The sequence below is a fragment of the Bordetella tumulicola genome, assembly GCF_965138755.1.
GTDB classification, from domain to species: Bacteria; Pseudomonadota; Gammaproteobacteria; order Burkholderiales; family Burkholderiaceae_B; genus Bordetella_A; species Bordetella_A tumulicola.
Genome location: NZ_CBCSFP010000007.1, coordinates 222,037 through 241,060 on the forward strand (window position 1 = coordinate 222,037; position 19,024 = coordinate 241,060).

The window sequence follows — 19,024 nt, forward strand, 5'->3', positions numbered from 1 at the left end:
CACATCCACGCGGTGTCAGCCGGATTTAGCTATTGGCGATGGCTTCGTAGCCAGCAGCGTCCAACAATTTTTCAACATCGGCAGCGTTATCCGGCTTGATCTTGAAGATCCAGGCGGTAAAGGCTGATTCGTTGATCAAATTGGGCGTGTTTTCCAGTTCTTCGTTAAAGGCCACGATCTCGCCCGACACCGGAGCGTAGATATCGGACGCGGCCTTGACCGACTCGACCACGCCAGCAGTCTGACCCGCCGTGAGCTTGGCGCCTACGTTGACATCGCCAACGAAAACGAGATCGCCCAATTGCTCCTGGGCATTGTCGGTAATGCCGACGACAAACACGTCGCCTTCGGCTTGAACCCATTCATGGGACTCGGTGTATTTACGATCAGTAGGCAGGCTCATGAAAGCTCCTATAAGGGGTTACGCGCCATGCGCCGACACCCCTGCCGGCGCATGGCGGCAGTTTACGAGTGTTCGACGGCTTTACCGTGACGAACGAACGGTAATTTACATACCAGCGCCGGGACCCACTTGCCGCGGATCTCGACGTCGACCGTCTGGCCGGGCTCCACGCCTAGCGGCACCCGGGCAAAACCAATCGAAACGCCCAGCGTCGGCGACATCGTGCCGCTGGTGAGCTCGCCCGTGCCCTGCGGCGTACGCACCGCCATGTGGGCACGCATCACGCCACGCTCTTGCAGCTTGAGCCCCACAAAACTGCAGGGTGTTGCAAGTTGCTCCAGGGCGTCGCACCCGACAAAACGACGTTCAGGCGATTTCAACGATACCGTCCACGACAAACCGGCCTGATTGGGTTGCGTCAATTCGTCCATATCCTGGCCGTACAGATTCATGCCGGCTTCCAGGCGCAGGGTGTCGCGTGCCCCCAGTCCGCAGGGGCGCACGCCTTGAGCGGCCAAATCGTTCCACAAAGTCACCACCTGGCTAGCGGGCACCACGATCTCGAACCCGTCCTCGCCGGTATAACCGGTGCGCGCGACCAAGGTGTCGTCATCCACCTGCGCCGCCACGAACGGCGTCAGCGGCTCGGTAGCGGCCTGCCAGGCGGGGCGCGCGGCCCAGACCTTGGCACGGGCATTCGGGCCCTGTACCGCGACCATGGCCAGATCGCGCCGCGGCGTGATCGTCACCTCGAACTGCCCGGCGGCGGCCACGCGACGCATCCAGGCGACGTCTTTATCGGCCGTACCGGCATTGACCACCACGCGCCATTGGTCGATCGAAAAGAAATAGATGATCAAATCGTCAATGATGCCGCCCTGCGGATTCAGCATGCAGGAATAGAGCGCCTTGCCTGGCACCGCCAGTTTGGCCACGTCATTAGCCACCAGGCGTTGCAGAAAATCCATCGCCTGTGGGCCAGACACATCGACGTTCAACATATGCGACACATCAAACATGCCCGCGTCGCGTCGCACCGCATGATGCTCTTCCAGTTGCGACCCATAGGCCAGCGGCATCTCCCAGCCACCGAAATCGACCATGCGGGCGCCTGCGGCGACATGGGTGTCGGCCAAAGGAGTACGTTGAAGAGAGGATGACATGGAGTGGCTCCAGAGCGGCGGCATCGCCAAGGGTTACGGAATGCCGGTCTGAAAGCGGAAAGCGCCAGAAGCCAGCTGGATTTTCCGCCCCTCTGTCCTTTTGCCTGAGAGTTGCCCCGCGTAGCGCGGGTTTGCACCTTCGGCGCCTGGGCGGCGCACGGGTTACGTGGCGCCAGGTCTCTCCAGAGTGCTGTTTCAGTGCCGCGCCCTGGCCCACGGCCAGACTGGCAACTGACGTGTCGCGGTATGGGTTACCTGAGCGATTCCGGGCGAATTGCGCCTTCGGCGACGGCCCCATACCAAATAATGGGCCGCTCTCTCCCGCGACTTACATGACAGCGAGGTGAAGCATACATCGAAATTCCGGCGTCGCAAAGCCAATTCGGGGCATCAAATCCGCACGCCCGCTGCCGCGGGTGCGTCAGCGCAGCGCGGCCTAGCCCAGTGCCGTATCCAGCACCATCATCAGTACAAATCCGATCATCAGCCCGCAGGTCGCATAGACCTCGTGCCCCTTGCGATGAGATTCGGGGATCATTTCATGGCTGATGACAAACAGCATCGCGCCGGCCGCAAAACCCAGGCCCCAGGGCAGCAACGCGGCCGTCCCGCCGACCACCACAGCGCCCAGCACCGCGCCCAGAGGCTCGACCAGTCCCGACAGCATGCCTAATGCCACGGCAAATGTCCGCCGGTATCCGACCGACAACAACGCCAAGGCAACCACGAGCCCTTCAGGTACATCCTGAATCGCGATCCCGGTCGCCAGTGCGGTACCGCGTTCCGGGCCACTGCCCACATAACCAACGCCTATCGCCAACCCTTCGGGCAGGTTATGTAACGCAATCGCAAATACGAACAGCCAGGTCCGACGCAAGCGGCGCACCTCGATACCCTCTTTGCCCTTGATAAAGTGCTCATGGGGCAAGAGGCGGTCTATCAACAACAACACCACGCCGCCCAACAGAATCGCCCCGCCGACCATCGCCCCGGCCTGCCACGGCCCATAACCCAGGTTACCCGCCGAATCCAGACCCGGCACCACCAGGGAAAAGGCGCAGGCCGCCAACATGACGCCCGCGCCAAACCCCAGCATCGCGTCCTGCACCTTTTCGGACAGCGTTTGCGAAAACATCACGGGTACCGTACCCAGCGCAGTCGCGCCCGCGGCCAGCAAGCCACCTGCCAGGGCGTTGGCCACATGGGGCGCGCGGGGCACAAGGTACGCCCACAAGGAATGCGCGCCCAGGCATGCCACCAGCACAGCCAGACTCAAGATGCCGATGCTGATCAAGGCCGGACGTTGGCGGTAACGGCTGAAAGTGTTCATCACACTCCTGCGTGGAAAATACGGCGCGCCCGGGGGTCAGGCCAATGCGGCCTCGTAACGACGGGTCACTTCGGCCCAATCGATCACGTTGAAAAACGCGCCGATATATTCCGGACGACGGTTCTGATACTTCAGATAATACGCGTGTTCCCAGACATCGAGTCCCAGGATGGGCGTGTTGCCCAGCATCAGGGGACTATCCTGGTTGGCGGTGCTTTCCACCACCAGCTTGCCTTGCGGCGTCACACTGAGCCAGGCCCAGCCACTGCCAAAGCGCGTCAATGCCGCTTTCGTAAAGGCGTCACGAAACGCGTCCACGCCCCCCAGATCAGCGTCAATCGCAGCGGCGACACGCCCCTGCGGCTGGCCGCCGCCCTTGGGAGACATCACGGTCCAGAACAAACTGTGGTTGGCATGGCCACCGCCGTGATTGCGCACAGCGCCCTGTACCGCCTCGGGTAAACCGTCGAGCCGCGCCACCAGGGTATCAACGGGCTCTTCCGACGACAGGCTCGCGCCCTCCAAGGCTGCGTTCAGGTTATTGATGTAGGTCTGGTGATGCTTGGTGTAATGGATTTCCATGGTCTGCGCATCGATGTGCGGCTCCAGGGCGTCGTAAGCGTAAGGCAGATCAGGCAAGGTATAAGGCATTGCGAATCTCCAGTTCAGCCCCCGGTGGTGTCTCCGGCGGGATTTGTAATATCAATAAAGATAACTTAAATGATAGTCATTTTTATTTAATAAAACAACGAGGCCACCAGAGCGTCTATCCTGCCGTCTTACAGCGCTCGGCCGCAGGCGGCGCCTGAAGCCCAGGCCCACTGGAAGTTATAGCCGCCCAACCAGCCCGTCACGTCGACCGCTTCGCCAATGAAGTACAAGCCCGGCACGGTCCGTGCCTGCATGGATTTCTGATCCAGGCCCCGCGTGTCCACACCGCCTCGCATCACCTCGGCCTTTTTGTAACCCGCAGTGCCGCTCGGCACGAGGCGCCATCGGTGTATCCCATCGGCCAACGTACGCAAGGCTTTATCGGGCGCGTCCGCCAGTCGCAGTTCCGCCAGGTCGCCCTGTCCCGTTTGTCCTGCGGCACGAAGCCATTGATCGGCCAAGCGCCGGGGCCATAGCCCGCCCAACACGGTATGCAATTGCTGCCGATTACCCGGCTTGGCGGCGATCAACTCGGCCGCCAAGTCGCGTCCGGCCGCCAAATCAATCACGATCTCGTCGCCGGGTCGCCAAAAACTGGAGATCTGCAAAATCGCCGGCCCGGACAGCCCTCGATGCGTAAACAACAGGTCTTCCAGAAACTCGCCACGTGCACGCCCGGCCCCCGTCGCGAGGGACACCTCCAGCGCCACGCCCGACAACTCGGCAAACGGCTGCCACTGCACCGGATCGAATGTCAAAGGCACGAGTGCCGGACGAGGCTCGATCACCTTTAGTCCAAATTGCCGCGCGACTTTCAAACCAAAGTCGGTTGCCCCCAACTGCGGAATCGCCATGCCACCGGTCGCCACCACCAGTTTTTCCGCACGGATGTCGCCCTGGTTGGTGCGCAACTGATAACCCGCCTCGGATCGACTGATCTCCGTCACGCGACACGGCATGCGCCACTGCACTTTGCCGGACTGGCATTCGGCGCGCAGCATGTCGATGATGGACTCGCTGCTGTCATCGCAAAACAATTGCCCACGGTGCTTTTCGTGCCACGCAATGCGATGCTCGCGCAGCAATGCCAAAAAATCTTGCGGCGTATAACCCGCCAGCGCAGAGCGGCAAAAATGCGGATTATCCGACAAAAAATTGGCCGGCCCCGCGCCGAGATTGGTGAAGTTGCAGCGCCCCCCACCCGAGATGCGGATTTTTTCGGCCAAGCGCTCGGCATGATCGATCAGCACGACCCGCAGGCCGCGCTGGCCGGCCACGGCGGCACACATCATGCCGGCCGCACCGGCGCCGATAACGGCTACGTCGTAGGGCGCGGTCATGAAACGGGCGGGCTTTGCCGTGCGAGCGCGGCATCAAGGGTGGCAGGCTGATGACCCGCCAGCAGGGAGGAACGGAATGAAGGAAAAGGCATAGCCCTCTATTTGACCAGATCGCCGCCTTGCGTGGGCCCCGTCAGCCTGCCGATGGGCCGGGCAAGGCATCGGGCGTGAACGCCGGCCATTGATAGAGCGGCGGCTGTTTCTGCATGAATCGTGCCGCGGCGGCGCGGTGGTATTCGGTCGAGCGCGCGATGCCTTGGCCAGCGGCCTCCAGGTCCAACATCGTATTCAGGTCGCTATTCAGCGATGTATTGAACAGGCGTTTGGTCAGGCTCAAGGCCGCCAGGGGAAGCTGGCTGATGCTAGCGGCCAGGGCCTGGGCCCGTTCGTGAACCTGGGATTCGGGATGGATCTCGAACACGATACCCATGTCGCGGGCTTCCTGCGCGCCGAATTCGCGGGTCGAGAAGGCCAGTTCTTTAGCGCGCTGCAAACCCACGATACGCGGCAGCGTATAGAAAACGCCGCAATCGGGCACGGCGCCCAGCTTCAGGAACGATAGGCAGAATCGGGCGCGCGGCGAGGCCAGGACTAGGTCGGCCGTCAGGGCCAGGCCCACTCCCGCGCCATACGCCGGGCCGTCCACCACTGCAATGACCGGCCGATCCAGATTGAGCAGATCGGCAATCACGACTTGCAGGTTCAGCATCCGGTCGCGCGCCCCATCGGCGGCCGTATCCGAGGTCATGGTACGGATGTCTCCACCCGCACAGAAGGCGCCGCCCGCACCCTGCAGGACCAGTACCTTGATCTCGCGGTCGCGCCGGATGGCGGCCACGATGTCGCCCAGCTCTTCGCGCATAGCCTGGTCCAGGGCATTGCGCTGGGCCGGCCGGTTCAGCGTCAGCGTGGCCACATTGTCGGCCACTGCATACTGCACCGCCTGGTAGGACTGGCTGGCTGCCTGCATGTCTTCTCCTTGCGCCGCTAGCGGCATGTTGCGCATCAGGCGATCGTGCCCGACTGTCTGAGGCGGTCGATGTCTTCGGCGGACCGTCCCAATTCGGCCAGCAGTACCTCAGTGTGATGACCGGCCGGGAAAATGGGCCCCGGCTCACCCGGAGTGCGGCTGAAGCGTGGTGCAGGGGCAGGATGGGTAATGCCGCTGGTTTCCACAAAACCGTTCCTGGCTTGGTAGTGCGGGTGGGCACGGGCCTCTTCGAAGTCAAGCACGGGTGCAAAGCAAGCGTCGGTGCCCTCGAGCAGGTCGCACCATTGATCGCGCGTCTTTGCGGCAAACAGCTTTTCCAGCTTGGCTCGCAAGGCCGGCCATTGCTCGCGACCCCATTGCGCCTGGAAATCAGGATCGCGGATTTCGCACAGCTCCAGCAGCAAGGCATAAAACTGCGGCTCGATCGCGCCTATGGAAATGAATTTACCGTCGGCGCAGACATAGCAGCCATAGAACGGCGCGCCGCCGTCAAGCATGTTGGCCTGCCGGCCAAGACCCCATTTCCCATTGGCCAGCATGCCGTGATAAGCCGTGGCCAGCGTGGAAACGCCATCACAGATCGCGGCGTCGACGACCTGGCCTTTGCCGCTTTGGCGCGCTTCGAGCACGGCCGACACAATGCCCAGCGCCAGCATCATTCCTCCCCCGCCGATATCGCCCAATAAATGCAGGGGTGGTGAGGGCGGCCGATCGGCGTGACCCATGGCATGCAGCGCCCCCGTCACGGCGATGTAGTTCAGGTCGTGTCCGGCCGCATGGGCCAGCGGCCCAGTCTGCCCCCATCCCGTCATGCGACCGTAGACCAGCCGCGGATTGCGCCGCAGGCAGACATCCGGGCCTAGGCCCAGTTTTTCCATGACGCCGGGACGGAACCCTTCGATCAGAGCATCGGCCGAATCGGCCAAATCCAGCACGATGCCGGTGGCGCCTGGCTGCTTGATATCCAACGCAATCGAGCGACGCCCCCGATCGACGATGGTGCCGCCGCCGCCAAGGAATCCGGCAGTCTTGCGATCGACGCGGATCACTTCCGCGCCCAGGTCGGCCAGCATCATGGCGCAGAACGGACCCGGCCCGATTCCCGCCAGCTCCAGCACCCGCAGTCCGTTCAATGGTCCCGGCATATTTTCCCCAGTGTGAGCGACGGTCATTACAAATCGAAGAATTCGGCGCGCGCCTTGAGCAGAATCTCGACGTTGGCATCGAAATTCTGTTCCATGCGCGACGTCGGCCCGACCAGCGACATCGCAGTCAATTGGCCGCCGACATAGCCGGCAATGCCGATGGCGAATACGCCTTCGTTGCCTTCGTCTTTGGTATAGGAATATTTCTTATCGCGTGCCTCGAGTATTTGCGCGCGCAGCACGCCCTTGTCGACGATGCTCTTGCTGGTGGTAGGCGTCAGGACCAAGCTGTCGATCAGGGCTTCGCGCACCTTGTCGTCAACAGTGCCCAGCAAGGCCTTGCCCAAGGCCGATGTGTGGATGTCGACCATGGTGCCTGGCTTGAGCACGTATCGCAACGCGCGAGGGCTTTCCTGGCAGGCGAATATCTGTACGCGATTGCCGTCCAGGTGCGCACACATCGACGATTCGCCCGATAGCCGGCTCAGTATCTCGAGCGCTTCGGCGGCGAATATCTGCATCGGATCGGCCGCCGCAATGCCCTTGGCCACATCGAGCAGCCGCGCTGTCGGATGAAAGAACCGGGTCTTGGGCGCCCGCAGCAGGTAGCCGGCCTGCCGCAGCGTATACAGCAGGTCGGAACAGCTGCTGTCCGCCAGCCCGAGTAGGCGGGCCATCTCCGAATTGCTCAATGGCCGGCGCTCTCTGGCGTAGACTTCGAACACTTGAAGCACACGTTGCGCGGTCGGAAGAATCTGAGGCATAGAAATGGATAGTTGGCAGTAAAATTCGGTTTGGATAGCGGCACGCCCAAGCTGCCACCGGCTATTTCAAGGCCGAGACGCCTAGTACCCCCTGTGCGATCAGCAGCGATTGGATCTGATTGGTTCCTTCTGCAATGCTCAGGTGCCGTGCGTCGCGATAATAACGCTCGACTGGGAACAAGGCCGTGTAGCCCGCCCCCCCGTGCACCTGCATCGACTGCTCGGCCACGCGCAGGACCGCATCGGTAGCGTAACGCTTGGCCATCGAGCACAACAGCTGGCTGTCCGCAGCATCCTGATCGAGGGCGGCGGCGGCCCGATAGCAGATCAGCCGTGAGGTTTCCACCAGCGTCAGCATATCTGCAATCATATGCTGCACCAGTTGGAAGCTAGCGATGGGCTTGCCGAACTGGACCCGCTCGCCGGCATACCGCACCGCGGCGTCGCACGCAGCCTGGGCAATGCCCAGCGCCGAGAATGCCACCACGCAGCGCCCGACGTTCAGGTACTTCTTGGCCAGCGAGAACCCGGCACCTTCCTGGCCGATAAGGTTGCCACGCGGTATATCCACCTCGTCGAACAGCAGCTCACCCAGGGGGCAACTGTGCATTCCCATCTTCGGGATCGGGCTGGACGAGAAGCCCGGCATGTCGCGCTCGAATAGCAGGCACGACACTTGCCGTTTGCCGGCTTCGCCGGTACGCACGAACACCACGCCCAGTTCGCAGACCGGCCCCAAGCTGATGTAGAGCTTGCGGCCGCTGACTTTCCAGCCCTGCCCGGTGACGGTTGCGCGTGTCTCGATATTGGCGGCGTCAGAGCCGATATTGGGCTCGCTCAAGGCAAAACTGGCGATGGCTTCGCCGCTGAGGATGCGGGGAAGATACTTATCTTTCAGTGCTGACGATCCACCATCGGCAAGCACGGACGCGGCCAGGTTGCTGGTGCTGACGATACTACGCAACGACGGCCACACGCGGGCGACCTCGGCGATCAGCATGCCGTAGGTGGTCATGGGCAGCGCGAATCCGCCGCTGGCCTCGGGCAACAGGCCACCCAGCAGCCCGAAGTCGCGCATGGCGCGGACGATGTGCTTCGGCACCATGCGGGACTCGGCCTCATGCGCGTCGACGACAGGCGCGACTTCGGCATGCAGATAGCGGCGCAGAGCATCCTGCAGTTCAATCTGTTCGGACGACAGCAAGAAATTCATCGGGGCCTCCTGCGCAGCGCTCATAGGTTGGCCTGCTCGGCGTCCAGCACCACCTTCCACATCTCGGGTGCCACGGGCGAACTGGCCTCTTCGATAATGTGCGCGATCAAACCGGCCGTGCGTCCCACCAGTGCCAGGCCGCGCGCGGCCTTGGGATCGAGCCCCATCTCGGCGGCCATCGCGCCCATTGCACCGGCACCGTTGATCGGCAGGAATTTACCCAAAGACGCCTGGTTGACGGCGACGACGGCATCCAACAGCTTCCAGTGCCTGCCATAGTAGCCGTTGTCGCGCGAGACCATGCGCAGAGCCTCGACGCGCGGGTCGCCATCGACATGGATCGGATGGCCCAACCCGGCGATGCGCTTCTTCTGGGCCGCGTAGCGATTTAGCAGATCGTGCGCGCGCGCCCGGAAGTCGCCGTCCGGGCTATCGTCGGACAGCCCCTGGGTTTCGTCGGACAGCATCTGCGCCACGTTCTGGGTAACCCCCAGGTATCGGTCGCCCGCGCCCAGCAGGCCCGCGGCCACCGCGCCCTGTAGCGATTCGGGCGCGCCCAGGAAGGTCAGGCGGCCAGCCATCGAAATGGGCGTAAAGCCGTGATCGCATGAAGTCACCAGAATGACGTTCATCATGCGCTTGAATCGTGGCTCGGGATACCGTCCCAGAATACACAGACAAGCCATATCGACAAAATCGGCATTCGGGATGATGTCGGTCGAGAGGTTCTTGCCCCGTACGAAAATGTCTTGGGTAGTGGCGTACCCGATGTTGGTGCGTATGGTCATGGGTTTGCGTCCGTTTCCAGGATGGCACGAGCTTCCTGGTGACCCGAGGTGACGATCAGCGCGTCCAGCGCGATAGCGCCCTGGCCGACCGGACCCAGCCATACGGGGTTAAATTCCAGTTCGAGCAGCGTATCGGCATGACGTTCGGCGAATGCGGACACCTGCAAGATCAGATCTTCCAGCGCAGCCAAGTCGCCCGGCGGCTGGCCCCGCACTCCTTCCAGAATTGCGGTGTGGCGTATTTCATGCAACAAATTGCGGGCATCCTGCCGTTGCAGCGGAATCATCCGGTGTGCTACATCGCGCAGGGTTTCCACGAAAATGCCGCCCAGCCCGAACGTCAGCACCAGGCCGAAAGCGGCATCGCGGTGCACACCCACTAGCACCTCGCGGCCGCCGGCGGGCAGCATGGCCTCCACCAGCACGCCTTCGATGCGCGCGGCCGGCGCGGCCTGCGCCACCGCAGCGCATATGCTGTCGAATGCCGCAGCGGCGGCGGCCTCGGAATCGATACCCAAGTGCACGCCGCCGCTTTCAGTCTTGTGGACAATGTCGGAGCTGACGACCTTCATCACAACCGGAAAGCCAATGCGGGCCGCGGCACGGGCGGCCTGCGGGGCGCTGATGGCCACCTCGCTGAGCGGCAAGGGAAACCCGGCCTGTTTCAGCAGCGCCTTGGATTGCGCTTCGCTCAGTTGCTGCCTGGCCGGATCCGGGCCCTCCGAGGCGCTGGACCCATGCTCGGCGTCCTCGCTGGTAGGGGCTGAGCTCGGCTGCATGCCCGCCGACGGCCAAATGCGCGACAGTGCGGCGATGGCGGTCGAGACCGACATAAAAGGCTGCAGGCCATGCTGCTCCAGCAATTGGAAGCCGCCGCCCATGCGGCGGCTCATCCACACCGGGACAATGGGCGTGGCCGTCGCGCGCGACACGTCGATGATGGATTGCGCAATGCCGTCGGTGACATCGCCGTAGTCCATGGGAATGGGAAACAGCACCGCGCCCACGTGCGGATCGTTGCAGATGACGCGCAGGCAATCATTGGCGGCATCCTGGTCGCGTAAAATGTCGGCGGTCGTGTCGACCGGATTGGCAATATTGGCAAAGTCGGGTAACAGCGATTTCAGCGTGGCATGGGTCTGGTCCGAAAATGCCGCCATAGGCAAATTCGCCATGCCCGCGATATCGGTTGCCAAAGCCGCCGTGCCGCCCGAAAAAGTATAGATGCACAGGCCGCTGCCCGCTTTGGGCGCGCCCATCGCAAGCAGCCGGGTCACGGCCAGCAACTGGTCCAAGTCGTCGACCTCGATCGCGCCGAATTGCCGGAATACGGCGCTATTGATAGCGGCGCTACCAGCGATCGATGCGGTATGCGACTGCGCCGCGCGCACGCCCGCTTCGGAATGGCCGATCTTCAGTACCACCACCGGCTTGCCGCATTCGCGCGCCAGATCCAGCGCAGCGGTCAGTCGGCGGCCGTCCTTGACGCCCTCCATCAGCAGCCCGATTACCTTGATCTGTGGATCTCGCGCCATGCAGGCGATGAAATCCGGAATTTCCAGGTCAACTTCATTGCCAGCGGAAAACCACAGCCCGACTCCCTGACCATGACTCAAGCCTTGCAGCAAGTTGCGTCCGAGTCCGCCGCCCTGCGTTGCCAGCCCGATGCAGCCGGCATTCAAGTCATGCCTGAAGGCCGGCGAGAACGTCATGCCGATGCGATCGCGCACGTTGACGAAGCCCGGGCAATTGGGCCCGTATACATGCAGGCCGGTATCCCGGCACAGTTGCGCGATTTCGTTCTCCAAGGCGCGGCCCGCATCACCCGCCTCGGAAAATCCCGAAGACATAACGATGGCATAGGGAATCTTGCGTTCGGCGCACTGGCGCAAGGTATCGAGCACACGCGCGGCATTGACGATAACCAGCGCGACGTCGATATCCCCGTCGGGCAATTCGCGTATCGACGGCCAGCATGGCGCATCGCCGATCTCGCAGTACGCTGGATTGACGGCATACACTTTGCCGCGTATGCGCGAATGGCGCACCAGATTTTCGTACAGGCGGCCGCCCTGGCTAGATGGGCGCGCAGAGGCTCCCACCACGGCCACGTTGACCGGATAGATGAAGCGGGAAAGATCGGCAAAGGGCTTCATGCGGCAACTCCGGGCTCGCGCATCAGCATGGTGAAGTCAGCCTGCACCACCACCTCGCCGCGCTGGTTCACAGCTTCGCGTCTGAACACGATCTTGACGCGTCCTGGCTTGATGTCGGCCACGCGCTCGGCCACAGTGACGCGCGCATGCACCGTATCGCCGATGAAAGTGGGTTTGGGAAAGCGGCAATTCAGGTCGATAAGGGCCAGCACATGGGGCTCCAGCCCTCGATAGGCCACAGTCTGGGTAGTCAGGCCGGAAAGCACCGACAGCACCAGCAAGCCATGGGCGATGCGCTGTCCATAGCGCGTGGACTTCGCGTATTCGGCATCCACGTGCAGACGGTTGAAATCGCCTGACAGGCAGGCGAACTGAACAATGTCGGCCTCGGAAATCGTACGGCCGGCAGATTCGAACGTATAGCCCACGTCGGGCAATGCCACCAGCACAGCCGGGTTTGAGGGGGAACTCATGGTGCGTAGTCTCCTGTATTTGACGTGTATCGCCTGCGGCGCTAGCTAGCGTACCGCCCCCCGGTGACGTGCACGGTTTCGCCGGTAATGAAGCTGGCGCGCGCCGAAGCCAAGAATGCAACCGCGTCAGCAATATCTTCTACCGCCCCCAGGCGCTGCACCGGCTGGCGGGCCAGTGCATTGGCCCGCAGGGTTTCATAGGTGGAAAGCGCGCGGATCAGATCGGTTTCGACGAACCCAGGCGCAATGGCGTTCGCCGTGATGTTGAACTTACCCTGCTCGTAGGCAAGCGAACGCGTAAAGCCGATCAACCCCGCCTTCGCGGCGGAATAATTGGTCTGGCCAGGGTTGCCCAGGTGCGCCCGGGACGTGATATTGATCACCCGGCCCCAGCGCTTTTCCATCATGGAAGGCAGGGCGGCCCGGGTGCAGTAATAGGCGCCCTTCAAGATGGTGTCCACCACCGCATCCCAATCCGCTTCGGGCATTTTGGTCAGATACTTGTCGCGGGTGAAACCCGCGTTGTTGACCAGGATGTCGATCGACCCGAACTCAGCGACAGCCTGATCGGCCAAAGCCTGCACTTGGTGCGCGTCGCAGACATCGGCCACCACGCCCAGGGCATGGTGGCCCGCTTCCTTCAACTGCGCTGTGGCCGACTCGACCGCCTGCGGATTGATGTCGGTGATGACGACCCGCGCGCCTTCACGTGCCATGGCTAATGCCGAGGCATAGCCAATGCCGCGGCCGGAACCAGTAACCAAGGCGACTTTTCCCGTAAGTTGCAAATCCAATTTTTTCCCCTTCAAGGCTGCACTGCCAGACCATACGCTCGGCACCGCGGCAGGACGGCACCCGACAATCCGATATACGGTAGAAGTATACGTATACCCGGAATTCATTGCAATTAAATTCGGCATGTCGTTATAATCTACGACATGCCGTATAAATAAATGGCATCCACTTATAAAATCAGGAGGTGACAAATGGCAGTTTTGAAGTTGTTGTCTGCGGCAGCGCTCGGCCTGGCCATGATGGGCACCCCTGCCGCCCATGCGGAATACCCCGACAAGCCGGTCAAAATGTACGTGGGATTCGCGCCTGGCGGCGCCACCGACCTGCTGGCACGCTTCTACGCGGAGCAGCTTTCGCGCAAGCTGGGGCAGCCGTTCATCGTGGAAAACCGCCCGGGCGCAGGAGGTAACGTGGCCATCCAGTCATTGGTCCAGACCAAGCCCGATGGCTACACCATTGCCATGGGCGCCAATTACATCGCCTCCAATGCAGCCCTCAAGCGCAATTCCTATGATTGGGACAGGGACATCGCTCCCATTGCGCTGATCGCCTCTACCCCAAACATGCTGGTGGTACCGCCGAATTCACCCTTCAAGAGCGTCGACGATGTCATCCAGGCGAGCACCAAGCCGGACTCTTTCTTGACCTTCGGCTCGGCCGGCGTCGGCTCGTCGATTCATTTGTCCGGTGAACTCTTCAAGGCCATGACAGGTGCGAAGCTGACCCATGTGCCCTACAAGGGCGTCTCGCCGGCCGAGGTAGCGCTGATGGCCGCGGACATCGACATGATGTTCGGCAGTGTGTCGACCGAAGTGCCGCTGGTGCAGGCCGGCAAGCTGAAGATCCTGGCCGTTACGGGTCTGGAACGCATGAAAGTCTTTCCCGATGTACCCACTCTGGACGAGGCCGGCCTGAAGGGTTTCAACGTGGGGGCTTCGTACATGCTGGTGGCGCCGGCCAATGTGCCCGACGACGTGGTGGAGCGCCTGAGCCAAGCCGTAGCCGAGATCAACGCTGGGGCGGAAGCCTCGGCCTACACCGAACGTCTGTATGCATCGCCCATGGCGGGCGGTCCGGTAGAGGCTAAGGCGTTCCTGCGTTCCGAATACGAGAAATGGAACAAGCTCGTGGCCGACAACGCACTGAAGCTCGATTAGTCGCAGCTCAAGGAGAACGAAATGAGGCAGATCAAAGCAGCCATCCTGGCTGTCGGTACCGGGATAACGGTGCTCTTGGCAGCGCCCGTAGCCGCAGCTTCGGACTTTCCGTCCAAACCGATACGCATCATCGCCCCCAGTTCCGCCGGCGGCATCCTAGACCTAACGAGCCGGCTGATGGGCGAGAAGCTGTCACGCCAACTAGATAAGCCCGTGGTGATCGAAGACATGCCTGGTGGCGGCGGCATCATCGGCATGCAAGGCATGTTGAACGCCACGCCGGACGGCCATGTTTTGGTCATGGGTAGCCTGGGTCCGAACGCCGCCAACTATTCGCTGTACAGCAAGCTGCCCTACAAGATGGAGGACTTCGCACCCGTCATCAACGTCATTTCCATGCCCAGTGTGCTGGTGGTCAACCCTAAGCTGCCCGTGAAAGACCTGGACTCGCTGCAAGCCTATGCCAAGTCCAAGGACGGCGACATCGCGATGGCCATTTCCACCATGGGCGCTTCCAGCCACCTGATCGGCAAAGTCCTGCAACGAGAGCTGGGCATCTCTGCCATCGATGTGGTCTACAAGGGTGCGGCACCGGCCATCACCGATCTGGTCGGGGGGCAGGTGGATTTTATGGTGGACAACATGATTACTGCCAAGCCCATGATCGAATCGGGCCGGCTGCGGGCGCTGGCGGTTTTCAGCGCGGAACGCAGCCCACTGATGCCCGACGTGCCCACCGTAGCGGAATTGGGCTACCCGCAGTTGGCTGGCGGGACCTGGCTAGGTCTGTTCGTGTCGGCCAAGACCCCGCCCGAGCACGTGCAGCGCCTGAATGCTGAACTGAACAAGGTACTGGCCGATCCGGGCGTGCGCGAAACACTGATCAAGCAAGGCGGCAATCCCGTCGGCGGCACCAGCCAGGAATTCGACGAGTTCGTCCGCAAGGAAACCGAACGCTGGCGCGAAGTCATCCAGGAAGCCGGTATCAAAGTGCAGTAACCGCCACACGGCGCTTGAACAGGATCACCTACGTATGGCCATTCAGTATGAACGCTTGCGGAACTGGCATTTCGACGACCGCACCGATCGCTACAGCACGCAGGACAGCATTCTGTATGCCCTGACGCTGGGCTACGGCAGCCAGCCCACCGATGAAGAAGACCTGCGCTTCGTGTACGAACAGGACACGCTGGCCGTACCCACCCGACTGGCGGTGGTCGGCGCCCCGGGTGCATGGACCGCCCATCCCGACACCGGTATCGACTGGGTGCAGTTGCTGCACGGCGAACACCGGATGACGTTCCACGCGCCGGTGGGCGCGCAAGCGGCGGTAACCAGCAAGACCCGGGTTGCCCGCGTCGTCGACAAAGGAGCCGGCAAGGGCGCCCTGGTGGTCACGACCCGCGATATTTTCGATGCCGGCAGCGGCCAGCCGCTGGCCAGCATCGAACATGTGTCGTTCTGCCGGGCCGACGGAGGATTCGGGCTGGGCGACGAACCGCTGGCCCCGCTGCCGGCCGTACCGGATGGCCCGCCCCAGCACACCGTGCTGATACCTAGCCTGCCGCAGGCGGCATTGCTGTACCGGCTGAACGGCGATCTTAATCCCATTCACGCGCTGCCCGCCATGGCCGCCAAGGCCGGCTTCGACCGTCCTATTCTGCACGGTCTGTGCACCTTCGGCATGGCCGCCCGCGCCCTGCTGAAGACCTGCTGCCCGACCGATCCGGCCAGGATGCGCAGTTTTTCCGTACGTTTCTCGGCCCCCATGTACCCTGGCGAGACTCTGCGGGTGGAAATATGGCGGCACGCGACCTCAGTGCACTTCCGTGCCGTGGCGCACGAGCGCGGCGCCGTGGTGCTGAACAACGGCATCGCCATCATCGACTGAACCATGGAGGAAATCCGAATGTCTCCTATCGAGCGCCATGCACGGGATACGCCCGATCGCATCGCTTATCGGCTGATTCCGTCCGGATACGCCGTTACCTGGGCCGAACTGGAAAGGCGCACGCGGCAATGCGCGGCCGCCCTGTTGGCGACCGGCCTGAAGACCGGCGATTCGATCGCGGTGTTCCTGGAAAACCACCCTTATTACTTCGAGATCCTGTGCGCGGCCCACCGCATCGGCCTGTACTACGTTACGGTCAGTCGCCACCTCAAGCGCGACGAAGTGCAATACATCGTGAACGACTCGGACGCCAAAGTGTTGTTCTGCTCGCGCCATACCCTGAATGAAGTGTCGTATGACGCCTTCCGCCAGCGCAGCACCATCTGCGTCCTCATGGATGAGGAACGCGCGGGGTTCGAATCGTATCCCACCTGGATCGGCCGCTTTCCCGCCAACGTATCGCTGCCGGAAACGCCGGAGGGCACGGATTTCTGCTATTCGTCGGGCACCACGGGCGTGCCCAAAGGCATCAAGCGCCCACTGGAGACCGCCAACGGATTCTTCCGCGCCGATACGTCGGCGCGCAGCGCATGGAAAGCGTTCGACCAGGACAGCGTCTACTTGTCCACAGCGCCCTTCTATCACACCGCGCCCGTGCGCTGGAACATGGCTGTGCTGCGCGCCGGCGGCCTGTGCGTCATGATGGAAAAGTTCGATCCGGAACAGGCGCTACGCGCGATCCAGGACTATGCAGTGACCCATTCGCAATGGGTACCCACCATGTTCATCCGCCTGCTGCGCCTGCCCGAGGCGCAGCGCAACACCTACGACCTGGGTTCGCTGCGCTATGCGGTACATGCCGCCGCTCCCTGCCCGGTCGAAACCAAAGAAGCCATGATCGCTTGGTGGGGCCCGATTCTGTATGAATACTACAGCGGCACCGAACTGGTGGGTCGCACCTCGCTGAGCTCGCACGAATGGCTGCAGCACAAGGGTTCAGTGGGTATCCCCGAGTTCGGCAAGGTCCACATCGTAGATGAGGATGGCCGGGAACTCGGGCCCAGGCAGCCGGGCACCATCTACTTTTCCGGTGGCGGCAGCTTCCAGTACCACAACGATCCCGAGAAAACCCGTGGCGCCTACAACGAACACGGATGGGCCACCTACGGCGATATCGGCTATCTGGATGAGGACGGCTTCCTGTATTTGACCGACCGTCTGTCCAACACCATTGTGTCCGGCGGCGTGAATATCTATCCCCAAGAAGCCGAGAACCGCCTGGCGTTGCATCCGGCCGTGCAGGACGTGGCCGTTATCGGCGTGCCCAATGAAGAGTTCGGCGAAGAGGTCAAAGCCGTGGTGCAACTGATCGATCCGCAATTGGCCGGCGAGGCGCTGGCCAACGAACTGATCGACTATTGCCGCACCCATATTTCGCACATCAAATGCCCGCGCACGGTCGACTTCATTACCGACATGCCACGCACCGAATCGGGCAAGCTACTCAAGCGCCTGGTCAAACAGCGGTATTGGCCGCAAGACGTCGGCATTGCGCACTAACGCAGGCGACATTAAAGGAACAGCTATGGCGAATATCCAGGCCAGTACCTATCGGCGACCCGGTTTTTCGGCGGAACATGATCAGTTCCGCCGCACCATTACACGCTTCATCCAGGACGAAATCAGCCCCTGGCACGCCCAGTGGGAAAACGAAGGGCACGTCCCCCGCGACCTGTGGCGCAAGGCGGGGAAGATCGGCATGCTGCTAACCAATATCCCCGACGAGTATGGCGGCGCGGGTGGCGACTTCCTGTATACGGTGGTGGTGCTGGAAGAAATCGCCAGCTCGTTGTCCAGCGGTATCACCGGCTTCACGACGCACTCGGACATCGTGGCGCCGTACCTGCTAAATTTCGGTACCGAGGCCCAGAGACACGCATCCCTGCCGGGCATGGCGCAAGGCGACATCGTGGGCGCCATCGCCATGACCGAGCCCGGTGCCGGCAGCGACCTGAAGGCCATCCGCACCACGGCCCAGAAAACCGAGCACGGCTATCTTATCAACGGCCAGAAAACCTTCATTACCAACGGCCTGCACGCAGACCGCGTCATGGTGGTGGCCAAGACCGACCCTGTGGCGGGCGCGCGTGGCATCAGCCTGTTCTGGGTCGATACATCCACGCCGGGCTTCAAACGCGGCCGCCTGCTGGACAAGGTCGGACAGAAGGCACAGGACACCTGCGAACTGTTCTTCCAGGATATGGAAGTACCGACGGACACGTTGGTGGGCGAAGCCGGCCAGGGCTTCGGATACCTGATGAAAGAGTTGGTCAGGGAACGCCTGATGATTGCCGTGCGCTGCGCTGCTGCGCTGGAAGCGGCACTGGACTGGACCATCGAGTACACGAAGGAAAGGCGCGCGTTCGACAAGGCGCTGATCGAGAACCAGCATATCCGCTTCAAGCTGGCCGATATCAAGGCCCTCGCCGCCGCCACCCGCGCCTTTGTGGACAGCTGCATCCTGCGCTACATGGACGGCACGCTGGACGCCGCCGGCGCGGCAATGGCCAAACTCTGGGCCACCGAGGCCACCCGGGCAATTGACGACCTGCTGCAGTTCTATGGTGGTTATGGCTACATGCGCGAATATCCCATCGGGCGGGCGTACACCGACGTCCGGCCCAACCGCATCTACGGCGGGTCGTCGGAAATCATGCGGGAACTGATCGCCCGGTCGCTGTAGACAGGCCGATACCAACCAAGG

Annotated in this window: 18 protein-coding genes and 2 riboswitches; of the genes, 5 read left to right on the forward strand and 13 right to left on the reverse strand. The window is 62.2% G+C overall.

What is annotated here, in order from left to right:
• Positions 1-25: 25 nt before the first annotated feature.
• The 13 genes from gcvH to fabG form a co-directional block, all read right to left on the reverse strand.
• The gene (gene gcvH, locus ACNAZS_RS18185) at positions 26-403 is read right to left on the reverse strand and encodes a glycine cleavage system protein GcvH (protein ID WP_415791870.1); all 378 of its coding nucleotides are present in this window, start codon (positions 401-403) and stop codon (positions 26-28) included.
• 62 nt (positions 404-465) lie between these two features.
• Positions 466-1,566, reverse strand: a complete 1,101-nt coding sequence (gene gcvT, locus ACNAZS_RS18190; protein ID WP_415791872.1) for a glycine cleavage system aminomethyltransferase GcvT — start codon at positions 1,564-1,566, stop codon at positions 466-468.
• Positions 1,567-1,648: 82 nt separating this feature from the next.
• Positions 1,649-1,762: riboswitch (glycine riboswitch) on the reverse strand.
• 36 nt (positions 1,763-1,798) lie between these two features.
• Positions 1,799-1,900, reverse strand: a riboswitch (glycine riboswitch).
• A 102-nt stretch (positions 1,901-2,002) separates the two neighbouring features.
• Positions 2,003-2,896 carry a ZIP family metal transporter gene (locus ACNAZS_RS18195; protein WP_415791874.1) on the reverse strand — a complete coding sequence of 298 codons (894 nt, stop codon included), beginning with the start codon at positions 2,894-2,896 and terminating at the stop codon, positions 2,003-2,005.
• Between the two features lie 36 nt (positions 2,897-2,932).
• Positions 2,933-3,547, reverse strand: a complete 615-nt coding sequence (locus tag ACNAZS_RS18200) for a superoxide dismutase (protein WP_415791876.1) — start codon at positions 3,545-3,547, stop codon at positions 2,933-2,935.
• A gap of 128 nt (positions 3,548-3,675) precedes the next feature.
• Entirely contained in the window at positions 3,676-4,887 is a 1,212-nt protein-coding gene (locus tag ACNAZS_RS18205) for a BaiN/RdsA family NAD(P)/FAD-dependent oxidoreductase (protein ID WP_415791878.1), read from the reverse strand.
• A 133-nt stretch (positions 4,888-5,020) separates the two neighbouring features.
• Positions 5,021-5,857, reverse strand: a complete 837-nt coding sequence (locus ACNAZS_RS18210; RefSeq protein ID WP_415791880.1) for an enoyl-CoA hydratase/isomerase family protein — start codon at positions 5,855-5,857, stop codon at positions 5,021-5,023.
• Between the two features lie 35 nt (positions 5,858-5,892).
• A complete protein-coding gene (locus ACNAZS_RS18215; RefSeq protein WP_415791882.1) occupies positions 5,893-7,023 on the reverse strand; it encodes a CaiB/BaiF CoA transferase family protein in 1,131 nt (376 codons plus the stop codon).
• 26 nt (positions 7,024-7,049) lie between these two features.
• Entirely contained in the window at positions 7,050-7,787 is a 738-nt protein-coding gene (locus ACNAZS_RS18220) for an IclR family transcriptional regulator (protein WP_415791884.1), read from the reverse strand.
• Positions 7,788-7,848: 61 nt separating this feature from the next.
• Positions 7,849-9,024: an acyl-CoA dehydrogenase family protein gene (locus ACNAZS_RS18225; RefSeq protein ID WP_415791886.1), complete on the reverse strand. Its 1,176-nt coding sequence runs from the start codon at positions 9,022-9,024 to the stop codon at positions 7,849-7,851.
• Positions 9,021-9,788 carry a citryl-CoA lyase gene (locus tag ACNAZS_RS18230; protein WP_415791888.1) on the reverse strand — a complete coding sequence of 256 codons (768 nt, stop codon included), beginning with the start codon at positions 9,786-9,788 and terminating at the stop codon, positions 9,021-9,023. Before ACNAZS_RS18230 ends, ACNAZS_RS18225 begins: the two co-directional genes overlap by 4 nt.
• Positions 9,785-11,944 carry an acetate--CoA ligase family protein gene (locus ACNAZS_RS18235; RefSeq protein ID WP_415791890.1) on the reverse strand — a complete coding sequence of 720 codons (2,160 nt, stop codon included), beginning with the start codon at positions 11,942-11,944 and terminating at the stop codon, positions 9,785-9,787. The genes ACNAZS_RS18230 and ACNAZS_RS18235 overlap by 4 nt, the downstream gene beginning before the upstream one ends.
• Positions 11,941-12,417, reverse strand: a complete 477-nt coding sequence (locus tag ACNAZS_RS18240) for a MaoC/PaaZ C-terminal domain-containing protein (protein WP_415791892.1) — start codon at positions 12,415-12,417, stop codon at positions 11,941-11,943. Before ACNAZS_RS18240 ends, ACNAZS_RS18235 begins: the two co-directional genes overlap by 4 nt.
• Positions 12,418-12,458: 41 nt before the next feature.
• Entirely contained in the window at positions 12,459-13,211 is a 753-nt protein-coding gene (gene fabG / locus ACNAZS_RS18245) for a 3-oxoacyl-ACP reductase FabG (RefSeq protein WP_415791894.1), read from the reverse strand.
• A gap of 192 nt (positions 13,212-13,403) precedes the next feature.
• Here fabG and ACNAZS_RS18250 point away from each other — a divergent pair, with 192 nt between their 5' ends.
• The 5 genes from ACNAZS_RS18250 to ACNAZS_RS18270 are packed head-to-tail and all read left to right on the forward strand — an operon-like array spanning position 13,404 to position 19,003.
• Positions 13,404-14,369: a Bug family tripartite tricarboxylate transporter substrate binding protein gene (locus ACNAZS_RS18250; RefSeq protein ID WP_415791896.1), complete on the forward strand. Its 966-nt coding sequence runs from the start codon at positions 13,404-13,406 to the stop codon at positions 14,367-14,369.
• 21 nt (positions 14,370-14,390) lie between these two features.
• Positions 14,391-15,368 carry a Bug family tripartite tricarboxylate transporter substrate binding protein gene (locus ACNAZS_RS18255; RefSeq protein ID WP_415791898.1) on the forward strand — a complete coding sequence of 326 codons (978 nt, stop codon included), beginning with the start codon at positions 14,391-14,393 and terminating at the stop codon, positions 15,366-15,368.
• Positions 15,369-15,402: 34 nt separating this feature from the next.
• Positions 15,403-16,260 (forward strand): MaoC family dehydratase, encoded by an 858-nt coding sequence (locus ACNAZS_RS18260; protein WP_415791900.1) that lies wholly within the window; start codon positions 15,403-15,405, stop codon positions 16,258-16,260.
• 18 nt (positions 16,261-16,278) lie between these two features.
• Positions 16,279-17,820: an acyl-CoA synthetase gene (locus tag ACNAZS_RS18265; protein WP_415791902.1), complete on the forward strand. Its 1,542-nt coding sequence runs from the start codon at positions 16,279-16,281 to the stop codon at positions 17,818-17,820.
• A 25-nt stretch (positions 17,821-17,845) separates the two neighbouring features.
• A complete protein-coding gene (locus tag ACNAZS_RS18270; RefSeq protein ID WP_415791904.1) occupies positions 17,846-19,003 on the forward strand; it encodes an acyl-CoA dehydrogenase family protein in 1,158 nt (385 codons plus the stop codon).
• Positions 19,004-19,024 lie beyond the last annotated feature (21 nt).